General features: G+C 69.6%; 11 protein-coding genes and 4 pseudogenes. 11 read left to right on the top strand and 4 right to left on the bottom strand.

Translation table 11 applies throughout. From position 1 onward, the window contains the following. Positions 1–31 precede the first annotated feature (31 nt). The 3 genes from OG878_RS07940 (at position 32) to OG878_RS07930 (ending at position 3,668) form a co-directional block, all read left to right on the top strand. Positions 32–1,510 carry an aminotransferase class I/II-fold pyridoxal phosphate-dependent enzyme gene (locus OG878_RS07940; protein WP_328891170.1) on the top strand — a complete coding sequence of 493 codons (1,479 nt, stop codon included), beginning with the start codon at positions 32–34 and terminating at the stop codon, positions 1,508–1,510. Positions 1,511–1,732: 222 nt separating this feature from the next. Continuing rightward, the gene (locus OG878_RS07935) at positions 1,733–2,419 is read left to right on the top strand and encodes a HemK2/MTQ2 family protein methyltransferase (RefSeq protein WP_328886121.1); all 687 of its coding nucleotides are present in this window, start codon (positions 1,733–1,735) and stop codon (positions 2,417–2,419) included. A gap of 40 nt (positions 2,420–2,459) precedes the next feature. Further along, a complete protein-coding gene (locus OG878_RS07930) occupies positions 2,460–3,668 on the top strand; it encodes an iron-containing redox enzyme family protein (RefSeq protein WP_328886120.1) in 1,209 nt (402 codons plus the stop codon). Between the two features lie 388 nt (positions 3,669–4,056). Here the strand turns inward: OG878_RS07930 and OG878_RS07925 are convergent, their stop codons facing one another. Next, positions 4,057–4,440 (bottom strand): hypothetical protein, encoded by a 384-nt coding sequence (locus OG878_RS07925; protein WP_328886119.1) that lies wholly within the window; start codon positions 4,438–4,440, stop codon positions 4,057–4,059. 318 nt (positions 4,441–4,758) lie between these two features. Next, positions 4,759–5,952: pseudogene (locus OG878_RS07920) on the bottom strand (IS4 family transposase); the annotation flags it as partial. Between the two features lie 139 nt (positions 5,953–6,091). Here OG878_RS07920 and OG878_RS07915 point away from each other — a divergent pair. Beyond that, positions 6,092–7,528 (top strand): annotated as a pseudogene (locus OG878_RS07915) (IS1380 family transposase). Between the two features lie 393 nt (positions 7,529–7,921). On the opposite strand, the pseudogene OG878_RS07910 reads toward OG878_RS07915, so the two are convergent. Together OG878_RS07910 and OG878_RS07905 are read right to left on the bottom strand one after the other, a co-directional pair. Further along, positions 7,922–9,115 (bottom strand): annotated as a pseudogene (locus OG878_RS07910) (IS4 family transposase); the annotation flags it as partial. A gap of 66 nt (positions 9,116–9,181) precedes the next feature. Continuing rightward, positions 9,182–9,751, bottom strand: a pseudogene (locus tag OG878_RS07905) (lipoate--protein ligase family protein); the annotation flags it as partial. Positions 9,752–10,340: 589 nt separating this feature from the next. On the opposite strand from OG878_RS07905, the gene OG878_RS07900 reads away from it, so the two are divergent. The 7 genes from OG878_RS07900 (at position 10,341) to OG878_RS07870 (ending at position 18,693) form a co-directional block, all read left to right on the top strand. Continuing rightward, entirely contained in the window at positions 10,341–11,924 is a 1,584-nt protein-coding gene (locus OG878_RS07900) for an ABC transporter substrate-binding protein (RefSeq protein WP_328886118.1), read from the top strand. Beyond that, positions 11,921–12,874 (top strand): ABC transporter permease, encoded by a 954-nt coding sequence (locus OG878_RS07895; protein WP_328886117.1) that lies wholly within the window; start codon positions 11,921–11,923, stop codon positions 12,872–12,874. The genes OG878_RS07900 and OG878_RS07895 overlap by 4 nt, the downstream gene beginning before the upstream one ends. Beyond that, positions 12,871–13,761, top strand: coding sequence for an ABC transporter permease (locus tag OG878_RS07890; protein WP_328886116.1), 891 nt, complete (start codon positions 12,871–12,873; stop codon positions 13,759–13,761). Before OG878_RS07895 ends, OG878_RS07890 begins: the two co-directional genes overlap by 4 nt. Further along, a complete protein-coding gene (locus OG878_RS07885; protein ID WP_328886115.1) occupies positions 13,758–14,849 on the top strand; it encodes an ABC transporter ATP-binding protein in 1,092 nt (363 codons plus the stop codon). Before OG878_RS07890 ends, OG878_RS07885 begins: the two co-directional genes overlap by 4 nt. Positions 14,850–14,932: 83 nt before the next feature. Further along, on the top strand, positions 14,933–15,889 hold the full coding sequence (locus tag OG878_RS07880; protein ID WP_328891169.1) for an ABC transporter ATP-binding protein: 957 nt from the start codon (positions 14,933–14,935) through the stop codon (positions 15,887–15,889). A gap of 71 nt (positions 15,890–15,960) precedes the next feature. Further along, a complete protein-coding gene (locus OG878_RS07875; RefSeq protein ID WP_328886114.1) occupies positions 15,961–17,802 on the top strand; it encodes a gamma-glutamyltransferase family protein in 1,842 nt (613 codons plus the stop codon). Positions 17,803–17,865: 63 nt separating this feature from the next. Next, a complete protein-coding gene (locus tag OG878_RS07870; protein WP_328886113.1) occupies positions 17,866–18,693 on the top strand; it encodes an inositol monophosphatase family protein in 828 nt (275 codons plus the stop codon). Positions 18,694–18,709: the final 16 nt, after the last annotated feature.

Raw genomic sequence — 18,709 nt, 5'->3', positions numbered from 1 at the left:
TTCGCCCGCCCCTACCGGAAAGCCGCACATCATGGACCATTCGACAGCTCCAGTACTCGAAGCTCTGACGGCATACCAGGCGCAGGAGCAACTGTCTTTCACTCCTCCTGGCCACAAGCAGGGTCGGGGAGCCGACCCAAGGGTTCGGGCTGTTCTGGGGGACGCTCTTTTCAGTGCGGATGTGTTGGCGCTGTCCGGTCTGGACGACCGGACCATGTCCCAGGGAATCCTGGAGCGGGCAGAAGAGCTGATGGCCGACGCTGTGGGTGCCGATCACACGTTCTTTTCCACCTGTGGAAGTTCGCTGTCGGTGAAGGCTGCGATGCTCTCCGTCGCCGGGCCGCACGAGAAGCTGCTGGTCGGACGAGACGCACATAAATCGGTCATCTCTGGCTTGATCCTTGCAGGTATCCGCCCTGTGTGGATCGACCCCCAGTGGGACCCGGATCTCCACCTGTCTCACCCGCCAGCACCCGGGGCTTTTCGGTCGGCGTTCGAGGAACATCCGGATGCACGGGGGGCGTTGGTCACCAGCCCCACGCCCTACGGCACCTGCGCCGACATCGGAGCCATCGCGACGCTGTGCCACGAGCGGGGCGTGCCGCTGATCGTGGACGAAGCGTGGGGGGCCCACCTGCCCTTTCATCCCGAACTGCCTACCTGGGCCATGGACGCCGGTGCCGATGTGTGCGTCACGTCGGTCCACAAAATGGGTTCCGGGCTCGAACAGAGCTCGGTCTTCCACCTGCAAGGCGACCTCGTCACCGCGCAGACCCTCGCCTCCCGCGCCGACCTGCTGGGCACCACCAGCCCCTCGGTACTCATCTATGCAGCCCTCGACGGATGGCGCCGCCAGATGGTGGAGCACGGTCGTGAGCTCATGGACGAGGCACTTTCCAGGGCCCGCCGTGTACGAGCGGCCATCGAGGACATCGGGGACCTGCACGTTAACGACCGCGACGACTTCTGCGGCGAGGCACGCGCCTTCGACATGGACCCCCTCCAGATCTTCATCGACCTGAGCGGGGTGAAGTTGAGCGGTTACGAAGCCGCCGACTGGATGCGCCGATACCACCGCATCAACCTGCACACCTCCGACCACAGGCGCATCAACGCCCAGCTCACCCACGCCGACGACGAGACGACGACTGGGCGACTTCTCGACGGCCTGCGAGACCTTGTCGCCCACGCCCACGAGCTGCCGCCGGCCCCGGATGTCCGTGTCCCGGCCCCGGGCGACCTGCGTCTCCGGCAGGTAACGCTTCCGCGTGACGCCTTCTTCGGCGAGGTCGAGCAGGTGCCCGCAGACCGAGCGGTCGGCAGGATCTGCGCCGAGATGCTCACGCCCTACCCCCCGGGAATCCCAGCGGCCCTCCCCGGCGAACTGCTCGACCAAGCTGTGGTGGATTACCTGCGGACCGGGGCCCGCGCGGGAATGCTGATTCCCGATGCCGCCGACAGCGACATCGACACCATCCGCGTGTCCGTGCACGACGTGGACGCCGACTGATCGGGCGCCCGCCGGCCAGACGCCCGTATCGCTCCCTCGCCACGCCGCCTGTGGCGGGGCAAGGGCCCCCGGCGCCCCACATGCGACAGCAGTCACAGGGCAGGAGGGCGGAGACCGCCATTCGAGTGGCGGCGGTCCGCGGGCACACCGAATCTGAATGAGGTGGGCACGCGCCTGGCGAGACGAACAAGATGCCTGCTCGTATCCTCATGGAGGCTTCAGATGACGACTGCTGCCGCACCGACTGCCGGCCTCGGGAACCTGTGGATACCGCCCGGGGTCTACGCTCCCCAGGCGGATACTCAGCTGCTTGCACGGGCGCTCCACGCCGAGGGGATCACGGCGGGCATGGACGTCCTCGACGTCTGCACAGGAAGCGGCGCTCTCGCTCTGCTGGCCGCGCGGATGGGGGCCCGAGTGTCGGCGACCGATATCTCCCGACGGGCGGTAATGACTGCTCGGATGAACGCCGTGCGTGCCGGGCGCCGCGTGCGGGTGCTGCGTGGCGACCTCACGGCGCCGGTCGCCGGGCAGCGCTTCGACGTGGTGGTGAGCAATCCGCCGTACGTCCCCGCGCCCCACGCACGTCGCACCCGCAGCCACAGGACCGCGGTTGCCTGGGACGCCGGTCACGGCGGACGGCAGGCCCTCGACCGGATCTGCGCCCACACCCGAGAGCTGCTCCGACCGCACGGCGTACTGCTCATGGTGCACTCCGGACTCTGCAGCGTCGAGGAAACGCTGAGACGGCTCACCGAGACCGGTCTGCACTGCTCAGTGACGGACTGGTCGTACGTACCCTTCGGACCCGTGATCATCAAGCGGCTGCCATGGCTGCGTGCCCAGGGCCTGATCGGCGCCGCGGAGGACACAGAGGAGCTGGTGATCATCCGTGCCGAACGAATGTGACCACGCCAGGCGCGTGACCGTTGACCGCGACGGTCCGATCTTGATCGAAGGACCAGTGGAGATCCTCCAGGAGGACGGCACGGTCGCCGCCTCCGACCGGTTCATCGTCGCCGTCTGCACCTGCCGCCGCAGCCGCATACACCCATGGTGCGACACCAGCCACCGCCGCCACACGAAATCCCTGGCGCCTGCCGCTGCGCGGGCCGTGACCAGTCTCCCGGCAAGGACCCGAAGGGCACTCATGACGGCGACCACCACTGACCACAGCCTTGCCGGCCCATCCATGCCCAGCCCCAGGGGACCGCTCTCGACCGGCCTGTTCGCTGCTCTTGCCTCGCCGCAGCAAGCCCCTCCCGATGTGGGGGAGGCCGCGGCCACCGACCCGTACGGGGAGGACCTGCACCTGGCCCTCTACGTGCTCTACGAATTGCACTACCGCGGTTTTGCCGACATCGCCGAGGACCGTGAGTGGGACCCCGCCCTCATACCGCTGCGCCGGGCGCTCGAAGAGCGCTTCCTCGGCGCCCTGCGCGCCGATGTGCTATCAGGCCGCTCAACGGATGAGGCGTTCAGCGAGCTGCTGGTGGAGTCCACCGACCATCGCGACAGCGTCGCCCATTACCTCGAGCACAGCGGTGAGCTGTGGCAGATCCGGGAGTACGCCGCTTTGCGCTCGCTGTACCACCTCAAGGAGGCAGACCCCCACGCATGGGTGATTCCCCGACTGCGCGGGCGCGCCAAGGCCGGAATGGTGGCCATCGAGTACGACGAGTTCGGCGCCGGGCGGGCCGAGAACATCCACGCCCAGCTCTTCGCCGAGCTGATGGCAGATCTGGGGCTGGACCCACGCTACGGCCACTACCTGGAGGCGGCGCCCGCCCCCGCCCTCGCCGCAGTGAACGTAATGACGCTGTTCGGCCTGCACCGAGCGTTTCGCGGAGCACTGGTCGGCCACTTCGCCTGCGTCGAGGTCACCTCGTCACCCGGCTCACGCCGACTCGCCTCAGCGATGCGGCGCACCGGTGCCGGTCCCGCGGCCGAGCGCTTCTACGCGGAGCACGTGGAGGCGGACGCTGTACACGAACAGGTCGTACGCCGAGAAGTGATCGGCGGTCTGCTCGCCGAAGAGCCACGCCTGGATTCAGAAGTGGCTTTCGGAGCCGATGCCACCGTGCACTTGGAGAGCCGGCTGGCATCCCATCTCCTGAAAGCGTGGCGGACCGGGCAGTCGGCGCTGTTCCAGGGGTAGCGGTCTCGCGGCTCGCCAGGTTTGAACCGCGGGAGAGCCCACGCCGGACATGCAGCGCGTAACGTCGGGTCCTGCGGCGCCCTGTTGAGCCATTCCGACAGTCGAAGAGAGCCTGCGGACCGGGCAGCCGCCTCGTTCGGCAGTTCTGGGCCATGAGTTCCGGAAGGCCCCTGCCTGCCCGGCCCTGGCCGGCGTATCGGACACTGACTGCCAAGTCACCACACCGATTTCACTCTGAAGCGATCAGTAAGACGCAAAGGGCAGGGCGACCGATCCGAGGCGTCAGGCGCGGCGAGGAGCCCGTTGGGAAGTGGGACCAACGTGGGCCCTCGCTTGGTGCCTCGCGAGGTTGGCGCCAGCTCCTCGGCTTGGGACGGACGCCGCCGGGTCAGCCGGAGTTGGAGGGCGGGTCCTGAGGGTCGACTCCTGTGGATGCCGAGGCGTCCCTGGTACCGCTGGGGCGCTGGGACCGGCCTTTGGGACCGGTGTCGCGCATACCGCTATCGCTGGACTTCTTGGCGTGTTCCTCACCCGGGCGATGTGTGCTCTTGACTGCGTCGCCGGGGACCTCTTTGGTTTCCTCCTCGGAGATCTTCCTGCCGGGCCCGGGCTCCGGCGCGTACTCGTCCGGATGGAAGGACCGGCGCGCACTCTCGTTGGCCTCCTGGTGGGTCTCATCCACGTCGGACGACCAGCCATGCTGGTGGGTGCCCTTGTGGCGACTCGGCCCCTCGCCGTGCGAGGGCTGGGACGACCTCTCGTTCTTCGACATGACCGGCCTTCCTTTCATGACTCCGCGACCGCGCGGATGCGTAACGAGCCACCTCCAAGGTTAGCCATATCGAACATTAGCCTCAATACCGGTAACTTAGGGCGTTTTTATCCGCTTGACCCGTTTGGGTTTGGTGGCATTGACAATGGTGATGGCCGGGGCGGGCGGGTGTTCTGCACCATGGTGGGCTGCGCGTTTGAGGGGCCAGTTGGCCATTTTGCGTTTGATGACACGGGGGTTGGCTCGGCGGCGTCGTGGTGGCAGGAGTCGTTCGAGGAGTTCAGCGTGGGTTGCTTTGACCGCACGGGCGAGTCTGCCGGGGGAAAACGCCGCCTGGTCGGTGACCTGGCGGCGCACGACGCGCAGTGAGCGAGTGAAGGAGATCCGGTCGGGATCGTGGTCGGCTTGTCGAGCGGCCTGGTGCATCAGACGCCTGATGGCGTGGTGGACGAGCAGGAAGCCATAGAGTTCCTGCTCGGCTCCGTCGGGGTGCTGCGAACGCAGCACCAGGTGGGAACCGCCGAGGTGGGTCTTGATCTCGTCGAGAGTGGACTCGAACTCCCATCGCTGGGCGTAGAGTCCGGCCAGTTCCGCGGCTGGGGCCTCGTCCGGGTCGAGGACCGTGGTGAGGAGCCGGTAGACGCCCTCGTGGCCGGCGATGGCGTACTCCACCGCGCGTGCCGGGACCCCGCGACGGACGTGATGGATGTCGCTGCGGTCGAAAATCTCCGTGAGATAAGAACCGTCCGGGAACTGCTCGACCACGGGCAGCACGAGGTCCTTGCGGACTCTCCACAGCAGGTCGGCTCCGGTCGCAGCGGCTTTGCACCACAGGTCCACGCTGTAGAAGCCACGGTCAGCCAGCAGCAGTATCCCCGGCCGCAGGGACGGCAGGACCGCCCGGGCCAGGGCCTGCTCTCCGGTCCGCAGAGGGCCGATCGCGGCGTCGCAAACGGCGTGGGTGCCGCACTCCACCAGGCCGACCATGCGGATCTGCGGGTAGCCGACGTTCTGCTCGCCCCGCCCGGAACGCGGTGGACGGCCGAACGCCTCCACGTTCGCCTTCGTGTCGGGCAGATCGAACGTGGTGCCGTCGATCGCGGTCAGCCGCCAGTCTCGGTAGAAGGCACCCTGAGTACCCGGTGTGGCAACCGGACGGCACACCCGCGCGAACAACTGCCGCAGCGGCGCCACCCCCAACCGTGACCTGGCTTTCCAGATCGCCGCCGTACTCGGCACCGCCCACGACGCACGCCAGCGCCGCTCACCCTGCAAACCCATGGTCAGCAGCCGGGCGACCTCCTCGTAGCTCTGCCCCGAGAAAAGGCACATCGCCAGCACGAAGTAGACCACCAGCCGGGCCGGCAACAGCCGGTTTCGCTGCTGCACCCGGCCCGTCTCCGCCAACACCTCGTCCACGAGCCGCGCAGGAAACGCCTGCGTCAGCACCCCGACCGCGACCCGGTCCGACAGACGCTCACCAGATGACTTCAGCTGACCCGCTCTCGGCATACCACCAGCAACGACCAGATTGCACCTAAGTTACTGGTATTGACATTAGCCTCGCCGTTTCGGTTGGGGCTGGTCCGGATGCTGGCCGGATACGCGAAAGTGCCTTCTGAGCTGGGACGATGAACCTTGTCGAGGGGTTCTGTCGGTCCAAGCGGAAGGCACTTTCTGCGTGCAGGGTATCGGTTCTCGTCCCAAGCTTCATGTGTCCACTGACGGTTCGGGCGTGGTCGGGCACGCCGGGGCACGTTTGCTGACGGATCTCGCCGAGGCCACCGGTCTGACCACCGCGTACTCCAATGCGCTCAGACCGTTGCGACCGCGCGGGACGGGACACGATCCGGGCCGGACCGCCACCGATCTCGCGGTGATGCTCGCCGACGGCGGTGAGGCGATCGCGGATCTGGCCGTGCTGCGGGACCAGGGCGAGGTGTTCGGCCCGGTCGCTTCCACACCCACGGCCTGGCGGTTGCTCGCCGACACCGACGAGGCTGCACTCGCTTCGCTGCGAGCGGCCCGCGCCTCGGCCCGGGAAGTCGCCTGGATGCAGGCCGCCGAGACCGGCGAGGGCATACCCGCAGCCCGGGCCGCGGGACGCATTCTGCCCGGCCTGGTCCTGGACCTCGACGCCACACTGATCACCTGCCACTCCGAGAAGGAACAGGCCGCACCCACCTATAAGGGCGGCTTCGGCTTCCACCCGCTGCTGTGTTTCCTCGCGAACACCGGCGAGGCCGTGTCCGGCCGGCTGCGTCCCGGCAACTCCGGAGCCAACACCGCCGCCGACCACATCGCGGTGCTGGACGACGCCCTCGCGCAAATCCCCGACGCTCACCGGCACGGCACCGCGATCCTGATCCGCGCCGACAGCGCCGGATCCGCGAAAGCGTTCCTCGCCCACATCTGAACCTTGCGCGAGCACGGCCTGGACCTGCGGTTCTCGGTCGGATACGCGGTCACCGAGCCGGTCCGCCGCGCGATCCGGACCCTGCCTGAGCAGGTCTGGCATCCCGCCCTGGACCAGAACGGGACACTGCGCGACGGCGCCGAGGTCGCCGAGCTGACCGGCACGGTCGACCTTGCCGGCTACCCGGTCGGCACCCGCATCATCGTGCGCCGAGAGCGACCGCACCCCGGAGCACAGCTGTCCCTGTTCGATCACGACGAGGGCCTGCGGCACCAGGTATTCCTTACCGATACCCCCTACCCCGGCAGCGGTTCAGCGCAGTTCCTGGAGGTCCGCCACCGCGGACACGCCACCGTCGAAGACCACATCCGGTGCGGCAAGATCACCGGCTTCGGCCGCTTCCCCTCCCGCCACTTCACCATCAACGCCACCTGGCTCGAACTCAGCCTCGCAGCCATCGATCTCCTCGCCTGGGCCCGCGTCCTCCTGCTGGACGGTGAACTCGCCGCTGCCGAACCCAAGAACCTCCGCTACCGGCTGCTGCACGTCGCCGCACGCCTCACCCGCGGCGGACGCCGCCTCCGCCTACGGATCTCGGCGACCTGGCCCTGGAGACACGAACTGGCCACGGCCTTCCACCGCCTCGCCGCACTGCCCCGACCAGTTGGCTGAGCGGCCGTCCCCCGCCCACCCACAACCCGAAGGACCCCGGAGAACCCGACCACCGCGCCGGGGCCCCGCCATGCCCAGGCAACAAAATCGCCTCGACCACCCCACAGTTGGTCATCAGCGACGCCGCTTCAGCCCAACCGAAACGGCGAGGCTAGGTGCAATACCGGTAACTTAGGGCGTTTTTATCCGCTTGACCCGTTTGGGTTTGGTGGCATTGACAATGGTGATGGCCGGGGCGGGCGGGTGTTCTGCACCATGGTGGGCTGCGCGTTTGAGGGGCCAGTTGGCCATTTTGCGTTTGATGACACGGGGGTTGGCTCGGCGGCGTCGTGGTGGCAGGAGTCGTTCGAGGAGTTCAGCGTGGGTTGCTTTGACCGCACGGGCGAGTCTGCCGGGGGAAAACGCCGCCTGGTCGGTGACCTGGCGGCGCACGACGCGCAGTGAGCGAGTGAAGGAGATCCGGTCGGGATCGTGGTCGGCTTGTCGAGCGGCCTGGTGCATCAGACGCCTGATGGCGTGGTGGACGAGCAGGAAGCCATAGAGTTCCTGCTCGGCTCCGTCGGGGTGCTGCGAACGCAGCACCAGGTGGGAACCGCCGAGGTGGGTCTTGATCTCGTCGAGAGTGGACTCGAACTCCCATCGCTGGGCGTAGAGTCCGGCCAGTTCCGCGGCTGGGGCCTCGTCCGGGTCGAGGACCGTGGTGAGGAGCCGGTAGACGCCCTCGTGGCCGGCGATGGCGTACTCCACCGCGCGTGCCGGGACCCCGCGACGGACGTGATGGATGTCGCTGCGGTCGAAAATCTCCGTGAGATAAGAACCGTCCGGGAACTGCTCGACCACGGGCAGCACGAGGTCCTTGCGGACTCTCCACAGCAGGTCGGCTCCGGTCGCAGCGGCTTTGCACCACAGGTCCACGCTGTAGAAGCCACGGTCAGCCAGCAGCAGTATCCCCGGCCGCAGGGACGGCAGGACCGCCCGGGCCAGGGCCTGCTCTCCGGTCCGCAGAGGGCCGATCGCGGCGTCGCAAACGGCGTGGGTGCCGCACTCCACCAGGCCGACCATGCGGATCTGCGGGTAGCCGACGTTCTGCTCGCCCCGCCCGGAACGCGGTGGACGGCCGAACGCCTCCACGTTCGCCTTCGTGTCGGGCAGATCGAACGTGGTGCCGTCGATCGCGGTCAGCCGCCAGTCTCGGTAGAAGGCACCCTGAGTACCCGGTGTGGCAACCGGACGGCACACCCGCGCGAACAACTGCCGCAGCGGCGCCACCCCCAACCGTGACCTGGCTTTCCAGATCGCCGCCGTACTCGGCACCGCCCACGACGCACGCCAGCGCCGCTCACCCTGCAAACCCATGGTCAGCAGCCGGGCGACCTCCTCGTAGCTCTGCCCCGAGAAAAGGCACATCGCCAGCACGAAGTAGACCACCAGCCGGGCCGGCAACAGCCGGTTTCGCTGCTGCACCCGGCCCGTCTCCGCCAACACCTCGTCCACGAGCCGCGCAGGAAACGCCTGCGTCAGCACCCCGACCGCGACCCGGTCCGACAGACGCTCACCAGATGACTTCAGCTGACCCGCTCTCGGCATACCACCAGCAACGACCAGATTGCACCTAAGTTACTGGTATTGAGGCTAGGTGCCGCGCGATGGCTAGACAGCGAGGCTGTAGTGCCTTTGCGTTGCGACGAACATGGCGCCACCGCCGGAGATGCGGCGCACGACCGTGACACCGTGACGCTCGGCGCCCGCCGGGTCGACCTCGTTGCGCAGGGACTGGAAGCTGCCGATGATCACAGCAGGGGAGGCCCACTCCCAGACACGCAGGGTCGGCGGACGCCGGCCTGCCGCGACCTCGGCGGTGATGACCTCGTCGAGTGCCATGTGCAGCGCGGGGGACTGCGGGGCCTCGTGGATGAGCTGCCAGTCGTAGTCGCTCCACTCGGTGGCGTGCGCAAGCGCCCGGCGTACGGCGACGGCGATCCCCTCGGAGGTCAGGCCCAGCATCACGGTGGAGGCGGGCAGTGCCGTGTTGATGCGGGTCGCGAGACCGGCGGTGTCCGTGTCGGCCGGGGCGCCTTCCAGCGCGGCGTTGATCGCGAGGAGGGCGTCGTCGGGCTCGAGGAAGAAGTCCCCGGCGACGCGCACATGGCGCAGGGCGCCGGCCTCGACGTCCAGATCGACCACGACGAGCTTGCCGCCGGGGACCTTGTACTCACCGTGCACAGCCCTGCCTCCAGATCCGCCCGACTCGCGCATGAGCCGGTTCCGAGGTGTGACAACGTCTTCACCGACTCGGTTCATTCCGTGCGATTCCCCTTGTTCGTCTCATTCTTCGAGACGCCCTCAGGGGGGCAGGGGAAGGCGACGGGCTGCGCCCGGTCGCGTCGTGAGCCGCCGGACGCCGGGCGCCGCTGCCGCTGACTCGTCCACGTGGAGGGGGCGGGCCGGGCTCGTGTTCGCCGACGGCCGGTGCGGTTGGACGGGGGTGTACGGCTGTTGCTGGGGCCGTTCGAGCTGGTCACGGTGCGTCTGACGTGCAGTCGAGCCGGTCCGGGACCAGATGGGCCGGCCCCGGCGGACCGGCGGAGAAGGTCGGGCGGCGCGCTGTCGATGTCGTAACGGGACATCGAGGTCGAACCACCCGGCCGGTGCGTGCCCGACACCCTTCCGTTATCCGATCGTCAGTAAAAACCGTCCGCTATGTGGGAAGCCCCCTTGCCTTGCGGACTGTATGCGAAATACGGTCTGCGATATTCCTTGATCACCCTCTGGCGGGAGGTAGGCCCTCGTGCGCCGAAAAGCGGTTGCCCTGGTGGCAGTTGCATTTGTGTCCCTCACCTCGGGCTGCGCGTCGCTGCAGTCCTCGGCAACCGCGGTCGGCGGTGTGCGGAAAACCGATGAACGGTCCGTGCGCGACGGCGGGACACTCACCGTTGCTCTCAACTCCGACCCGGACAAGCTCGACCCCACCCTGGCCCAGACCCTGGTGGGCCGGACGGTCTTCGCGGGCATGTGCGAGAAGCTGTACGACATCGACGAGGACGGCGCGGTCGTGCCGCAGCTCGCCGCCGCCATGCCCACCACCTCGGCCGACGGCCGCACGGTCACTGTCCGGTTGCGTCACGACCTGACCTTCAGTGACGGCACGCGGCTGGACGCCAAGGCGGTCGTGACCTCGCTGCTGCGCCACCGCGATCTGCCGGGATCCGCGCGTGCCACCGAACTCGCCCCGGTCCGCACGGTCGAGGCCACCGGCCCGTACACCGTCCGTATGCGGCTCGACCACCCGTACGTCCCGCTCACCGGCGTGCTGGCCGACCGGGCCGGGATGGTGATGTCGCCGACCGCGCTGAAGAAGTACGGGAAGGACTTCACCAACCACCCGTCCTGCGTCGGGCCGTTCCGCTTCGTCGAGCGGGTCGGCGGCGACCGGATCGTGCTCAAGAAGGACCCGCACTACTACGACGCGGCAGAGGTCCACCTCGACGGCGTCATATACAAGCCGATCCCCGACGGCAACGTCCGGCTCGCCAACCTGCGCTCCGGCGACCTCCAGGTCGGCGACCAGATGGGCCCCATCGACGTGCAGAGCGCGCTGACCGAGCCCAAGCTCCAGCTCTTCAACTCGCCCTCGCTCGGCTACCAGGGCATCGGCCTCAACGTCGGCAATGTGTACGGTCTCGGCAAGAAGCCGGGCAAGCTCGACACCCCGATCGCCGGCGATGTCCGGGTCCGTGAGGCGTTCGAGCTCGCCATCGACCGCGAGACGCTCAACAAGGTCGTCTTCCAGGGCATGTACGAGCCGGCCTGCAGCCCGATCTCCCCGCAGTCCGCCATCGCTCCCGGTATCAGGCCGGAGGACTGCCCCGGGCGCGATGTGGCCAAGGCGAAGAAGCTGCTGAAGGAAGCCGGGGTGAAGACCCCGCTGAAGATCGAACTGAAGACCTCCACCACCCCCGAGTCGGGACGCGTCGGACAGGTCCTCCAGGCCATGGTCAAGGAGGCCGGCTTCGACCTCGTCCTGCGTCCCACCGAGTACGCCACCATGCTCTCGGAGACCGACGACGGGCACTACGACGTCTTCACCAGCGGCTGGTCCGGACGGCTCGACCCCGACGGCAACGTCTCCAACTTCCTCGGGACCGCCGGCGCCATGAACGCCTACGGCCTCTCCGACCCGGCGATCGACAAGCTGATCGCCGAAGGCCGCGCCGTCGCCGACCCGGCCCGGCGCACCGAGATCTACGACGAGCTGACCCGGCGCGTTCAGGACGCCCACACGATGATCTACCTCTACCGGCAGAAGAACTACGTCGTCGCCGCCAAGTCCGTCGCGGGTATCCGCGTCTACGGCGACGGCCTGGTCCGGGTCAAGACTGCGGGGTACACCCGATGACGAAATACCTGCTGACGCGTCTTCGTCAGTCCCTCATCACGCTTTTCCTCGTCTCCGTCGTGGTCTTCGCCGGTATCCGGGCGCTGCCCGGCGACCCGGCGCTCGCCCTGGCCGGCGAGGAACGCAGCCCCGAGGCGCTGGCCGCGATCCGCGAGGCGTACGGGCTCAACGACAACATCGTCGTGCAGTACGGGCGGTTCATCGGCCACGCCCTCACCGGCGACCTCGGCACGTCCTCGCGTACCGGACTCCCGGTCGCCGACGCCATCGGCCAGGCCCTTCCCGTCACCCTGGAACTGGCCGCGCTCTCCCTGCTGCTTGCCGTCGTCCTCGGCATCGGAGCCGGAGTCGTCGCCGCCGTGCGGCGCGGCAAGCCCGAGGAGTGGCTCGCCAACGTCATCGCGCTGATCGGCCTCTCCGTCCCGACCTTCTGGCTCGGCATCGTGCTGGTCCTCGGATTCGCCATCGCCATACCGGTGTTCGCCGCTTCCGGCTACGTACCGTTCGGCACCGACCCGATCGACAACCTGCGTCGCATGGTGCTGCCCGCGATCGTCCTCGGCTCCGGACTGGCCGCCGTCGTGATGCGGCAGACCCGCGCCGCGATGCTGGACTCGCTCTCCGCCGACTACGTCCGTACCGCCCGCGCCAAGGGGCTGTCGAAGCGGTCCGTCGTCGGTGGGCACGCCCTGCGCAACTCGCTCGTCACCGTCGTGACCGTCCTCGGTCTCCAGCTCGGCCATCTGATCTCCGGCGCCGTCGTCACCGAGCAGATCTTCGTTCTGCCCGGCTTCGGAAAGCTCACCATCGACGCCGTCTTCACCCGCGACTACGCGACGCTCCAGGCCGTGGTGCTCTGCACCTCCGCCGCGTACATCCTCATCAATCTGCTGGTCGACGTGGTCTATTCGGTCATCGACCCGCGCATCCGGCTCGGAGGTGCCCGGTGACCACCGCGACCACAGCGCTCCCCACCACCCCACAGGCCGCCAGGAAGCGGCCGAGCAGCGGCCGGCTCCGCGCCCTGCGCAAGAACCGGCTCGCCCTCACCGGCGGCATCATCGCCGCCGTCTTCGTCCTCGCCGCACTGCTCGCGCCGCTGATCGCCCCGTACGACCCCACCCAGCCGAACTTCGGGAACGTACTGGCCGAACCCAGCTGGTCCCACTGGCTCGGCACCGACGACCTCGGACGCGACCAGCTCTCCCGCATCGTGTACGGGGCGCGGGCCTCCATGCAGGTCGGCCTCGTCGCCGTCGTGCTGGCCTTCGTCGTCGGTGTGCCGCTCGGACTGGTCGGCGGCTACTACGGCAGGTTCGCGGACAGCACCATCTCCCGGCTCACTGACACCATGCTGGCGTTCCCGTTCCTCGTGCTCGCCGTCGGCCTGGCCGCGATCCTCGGCCCGTCGCTGACCAACGCCACGATCGCCATCGGCATTTCGCAGATCCCCGCCGTCATCCGCATCACCAGGGCCGAGACCCTGCGGCTCAAGCACGTCGACTACGTGGGGGCGGCCATCGCCAACGGTGGCGGCGACGGCACCGTGCTCTTCCGGCACATCCTGCCCAACGCCACCTCGGCACTGATCGTGCAGGCGACCGTCGGCATCCCCGCCGCGATCATCGGTGAGGCGCTGCTCAGCTTCCTCGGCCTCGGTGTCCAGCCGCCGGCCCCGTCGCTCGGCGTGATGCTCTCCGGCGCCCAGTCGTTCCTGGCCCCCGCGCCCTGGCTCGCCGTCTTCCCCGGCCTGGCGATCGTCGCGGCGACGCTGGCCTTCAACCTGCTCGGCGACGGACTGCGTGACGTCCTCGACCCCCGTGGAGGCACCCGATGACCGAGACCGTCCTCGAACCCGTACGGGAGCCGGTCCGCGCACCCGTCCTCAGCGTCCGCGACCTGTCGGTGTCCTTCCGCTCCGACACCCGGACCGTGCACGCCGTCGACAGCGTCTCCTACGACCTCGCACCCGGTGAAGTCCTCGCCCTGGTGGGGGAGTCCGGGTGCGGGAAGTCCGTCACCTCGATGGCGGTGATGGGCCTGCTCCCGCCCACCGCCCACATCGGCGGCTCCATCAGGCTCGGCGGCCGGGAACTCGTCGGCGCCACCGAGAAGGAGCTCCAGAAGGTCCGCGGCAAGGACATCGCGATGATCTTCCAGGAGCCGATGACCTCGCTGAACCCGGTCCTCACCATCGGCCGGCAGATCGGCGAAGTGCTGCGCAGGCACCAGGGGCTGAGCAAGAGGGAGGCGAAGGCGCGGGCCGTCGAACTCCTCGACCTGGTCGGCATCCCGGCCCCGCAACGCCGCGTCGACGAGTACCCGCACCAGCTCTCCGGCGGTATGCGGCAGCGCGTGATGATCGCCATCGCCGTCGCCTGCGACCCCTCCGTACTCATCGCGGACGAGCCGACCACCGCACTCGACGTCACCGTCCAGGCCGGCATCCTCGAAGTCCTCCAGTCGCTGCGGGAACGGCTCGGTACAGCGATCGTCCTGGTCACCCACGACCTCGGTGTGGTGGCGGACGCCGCCGACCGGGTGCTGGTGATGTACGCCGGACGCACCGTCGAACAGGCCCCGGTCCACGACCTGTTCGGCTCCTCCCGTCACCCGTACAGCCGAGGTCTGCTCGGCGCGGTCCTGCGGCCCGGCGGCGAGGGCAAGCGGCGGCTGCCCGAGATCCCCGGCCTGGTGCCGAGCCTCGACAGCCAGCCGGACGCCTGCACCTTCGCCCCGCGGTGCAGCCGCGCCGACGACACCTGCACCGGCGGCCGGCCCGGCTTCAAGTCCATCGACCCGCAGGCGGGCGTGGACGCCCGCCACCGGGTGGCCTGCTGGCACCCCTACGGTACGGACGACGCCGTGGCCACCGCCCCCGCACCCGACACACTCGACACACCTGACCAGGAGGCCGGAGAGTGACCACCGCACAGACGGTCCCCGCACCCCGCGACAGCGACGCAACCGCCGCCGGACAGCACGCCCCGGTGCTCGAGATCACCGCCATGGAACGGCACTTCGCCGCCTCCGGCGGTGGCACCGTCCGTGCCGTCGACGGCGTCTCGATCACCATCGGCCGCGGCGAGGTCGTCGGCCTCGTCGGCGAGTCCGGCAGCGGCAAGTCGACCGTCGGCCGCTGCGCCGTACGCCTCGACGAGCCCACCGGTGGCACCGTCCGCATCAACGGCACCGACGTCACCCACCTCTCCCGCCGCGCGCTGCGCCCCCTGCGCAAGGACTTCCACCTGGTCTTCCAGGACCCGTCGTCCTCGCTCGACCCCCGCATGACCATCGGCCAGATCATCGCCGAACCGATCAAGCTGCACCGCCAGGCACGGGGCGAGGCCGTACGCGCCCGGGTCGAGCAGCTCCTCGGCCAGGTCGGGCTGCGACCCGAACACGCCGACCGGCACCCGCACGAGCTCTCCGGCGGCCAGCGGCAGCGCATCTCCATCGCCCGTGCGCTCTCCTGCGACCCGGATCTGGTCGTCGCCGACGAACCGACGTCCGCGCTCGACGTCTCCGTGCAGGCGTCCGTCCTCAACCTGCTCGCCGACCTCCAGCGCGACCGCGGCTTCGGCTGCCTGTTCATCACCCACGACCTGGCCGCCGTCGAGTTCCTCGCCGACCGGATCGCCGTGATGTACCTCGGGCAGATCGTCGAACAGGCCCCGACCGCCGAGCTGTTCGCCTCCCCGAAGCACCCCTACACCCAGGCGCTGCTCTCCGCGGCACCCGTTCCCGACCCGGTCGAACAGCGCTCCCGCGAGCGCATCGTGCTCCACGGCGATCTGCCCAGCCCGCTCGACCCCCCGGCGGGCTGCCGCTTCCACACCCGCTGCCCGCTCGCCACCGACCGCTGCCGCACCGAGGTGCCGGTCCTGCGCGAGCTGCCCGGCGGACGGCAGGTTTCCTGCCACCTCGTCGGAGCGGACGGGACCGCCCCGGACGCGGCTTCGTGACCTTCCGTACATACGATTCGAACCACACCCCGAGTACGTCGCACCGCACGTCGCAGCTAGGAGCCGCATCCGTGTTCACCACCCGGCCGACCCTCCAGGGCACCTTCGGCATGGTGTCCTCCACCCACTGGCTCGCCTCGCAGTCGGCGATGGCCGTCCTGGAGGACGGCGGCAACGCCTACGACGCCGCCGTCGCCGCCGGTTTCGTCCTGCACGTCGTCGAACCGCACCTCAACGGTCCTGCCGGTGAAGTGCCGATGATCCTGGCGCCGAGCGACGGCGACGTGCAGGTCCTGTGCGGTCAGGGCCCGGCGCCCGCCGGTGCCACCGTGGCCCACTACCGCTCCCTCGGTCTCGAGCTCGTCCCCGGCACCGGGCCGCTCGCCGCCGCCGTCCCCGGCGCGTTCGACGCCTGGATGCTGCTGCTGCGCGACCACGGCACCAAGACCCTCGCCGAGGTGCTGCGGTACGCGATCGGCTACGCGGAGGACGGCCACGCACCCGTCGAGCGGATCGGCCAGACCGTCGAGACCGTCCGCGAGCTCTTCGAGACCGAGTGGCAGTCCTCCGCCGACGTCTACCTCCCCGGCGGCAAGTCCCCGAAGCCGGGCGAACTCTTCCGCAACCCCGCCCTCGCCGCGACCTGGCGCCGCGTGATCGCCGAGGCCGAGAAGAACGGCGGCGAGGACCGCACCGCCCAGATCGACGCGGCACGGAAGATCTGGAGCGAGGGCTTCATAGCCGAGGCCCTGGTCCGCCAGGCCGCCCGCCCCACCATGGACACCAGCGGCAGCCGCCACACCGGCACCCTCACCGCCGAGGACCTCGCCGGCTGGTCCGCGTCGTACGAGGCGCCCGCCACGTACGACTGGAACGGCTGGACGCTCGCCAAGGCCGGCGGCTGGAGCCAGGGCCCCGCCTTCCTCCAGCAGCTCGCCCTGCTCCCCGCCGAACTCCCGGAGTACGGCTCCGCGGAGTACGTGCACCTGCTCATCGAGGGCTGCAAGCTCGCCATGGCCGACCGTGAGGCCTGGTACGGCGACGCCACCGACGTCCCCCTCGATGCGCTGCTCTCGGAGCCGTACAACGCCGAGCGGCGCGCACTGATCACCGACGAGGCGTCGCGCGAGCTGCGGCCCGGCAGCCCCGGCGGCCGGACCCCGGTCCTCAGCGGGCACGCGCACGCCGTCGCCTCCGGCGAGGCCGGGTTCGACGCCATGGGCATCCCGGCGGCGGGCGTCGGTGAGCCGACCGTCGCGAAAGACGGCGCCGCCCCCGGCGAGCCGACCGTGGCAGCGGACGGCGCGACCCGCGGCGACACCTGCCACCTCGACGTCGTCGACCGGTGGGGCAACATGATCTCCGCCACCCCCAGCGGCGGCTGGCTCCAGTCCAACCCGGTCGTGCCCGAGCTCGGCTTCCCGCTCGGCACCCGTCTGCAGATGGCCTGGCTCGACGAGGACCTGCCGAACTCGCTCACCCCCGGCCGGCGCCCCCGCACCACCCTCACCCCCTCCCTCGCGCTGCGCGACGGCGTCCCGGTGATGGCGTTCGGCACGCCCGGGGGTGACCAGCAGGACCAGTGGCAGGTCCACTTCTTCCTCGCCGTCGCACTGCGCGCCGAGGTCCGCGGCGGGCTCGACCTGCAGGGTGCCATCGACGCCCCGAACTGGCACAACGACAGCTTCCCCGGCTCGTTCTTCCCGCGCGGCATGCGGCCCGGCAGCGTCACCGTCGAGGAGCGCATGGACCCGGAGGTCGTCGAGGAACTGCGCCGCCGCGGCCATGACGTCACGGTCGGCGATCCGTGGTCCGAGGGCCGCATGTGCGCCGTCGCCCGCGACCCGGAGACCGGAGTGCTGTCCGCCGCCGCGAACCCGCGCGGCATGCAGGGGTACGCCGTAGGCCGCTGACCGGCCATCTTCACGTCATGACCAGGTCGTCAGGAACCCGGTGGACCGTGCTTAGCTGGGGTCATGTTCGATGACTTCCTTGCCGGGGACCTGACCGAGGTCGAGGAGGCGGTCCGCGCAGCGGCCGCCGCCGAGATCATGCCGCGCTACCGGCAGCTCGCCGCACACGAGATCGTCGAGAAGAGCGGTCCGCACGATCTCGTCACCACCGCCGACCGTCTTGCCGAGGAACACCTCACCGCGTCCCTGACCCGGCTCCTGCCGGGCTCGGTGGTCGTCGGTGAGGAGGCGGTCCACGCCGATCCCAGGGTGTACGACGCCCTGGGCGGCGAGGCGCCGGTCTGGATCGTCGACCCGGTCGACGGCACCCGCCAGTTCGTCCGCGGCGAACCCGGCTTCTGCACCCTCGTCGCCCTCGCCCACCGCGGCGAACTGCTCGCCTCGTGGACGTATGCCGCGGCCCTGGACGAGATGGCGATCGCGGTCCGCGGCCGGGGCGCCACGATCGACGGCGTTCCGATGCGCTCCGGATCGCCCGAGCCCGGCGCCGTGCTCGACGTGGCGATGTCGCACCCCGACTACACCTCCGATGCCCAGAAGCGCGCCCTGCTCGGCCTGCGCAGCGAAGGCATCAACGCCTACCCGTGCGGCTCCGCGGGCCTCGAATACCTGGCCGTCGCCCGCGGCAAGCAGGACGCGGTCGCCTTCAACTGGGAGTACGCCTGGGACCACGCGGCCGGCCTGCTGCTGGTCACCGAGGCGGGCGGCACCCAGGTCACGCTCTCCGGCGCCCCGTTCCGTATCACCGGCGGCAACACCCTGCCGTTCACGGCCGCCCGCGACGCGGCGACGGCCGACCGGATCCTGGAGGCGCTGCGCACCGGGAGATGACCCGGCCCTCGGGTCC

Origin of the sequence: Streptomyces sp. NBC_00316, from assembly GCF_036158715.1 — a bacterium.
Classification (GTDB): Bacteria; Actinomycetota; Actinomycetes; order Streptomycetales; family Streptomycetaceae; genus Streptomyces.
The sequence above is the reverse complement of the archived record's forward strand: the minus strand, read 5'-3'. Positions and strand labels throughout refer to the sequence as shown.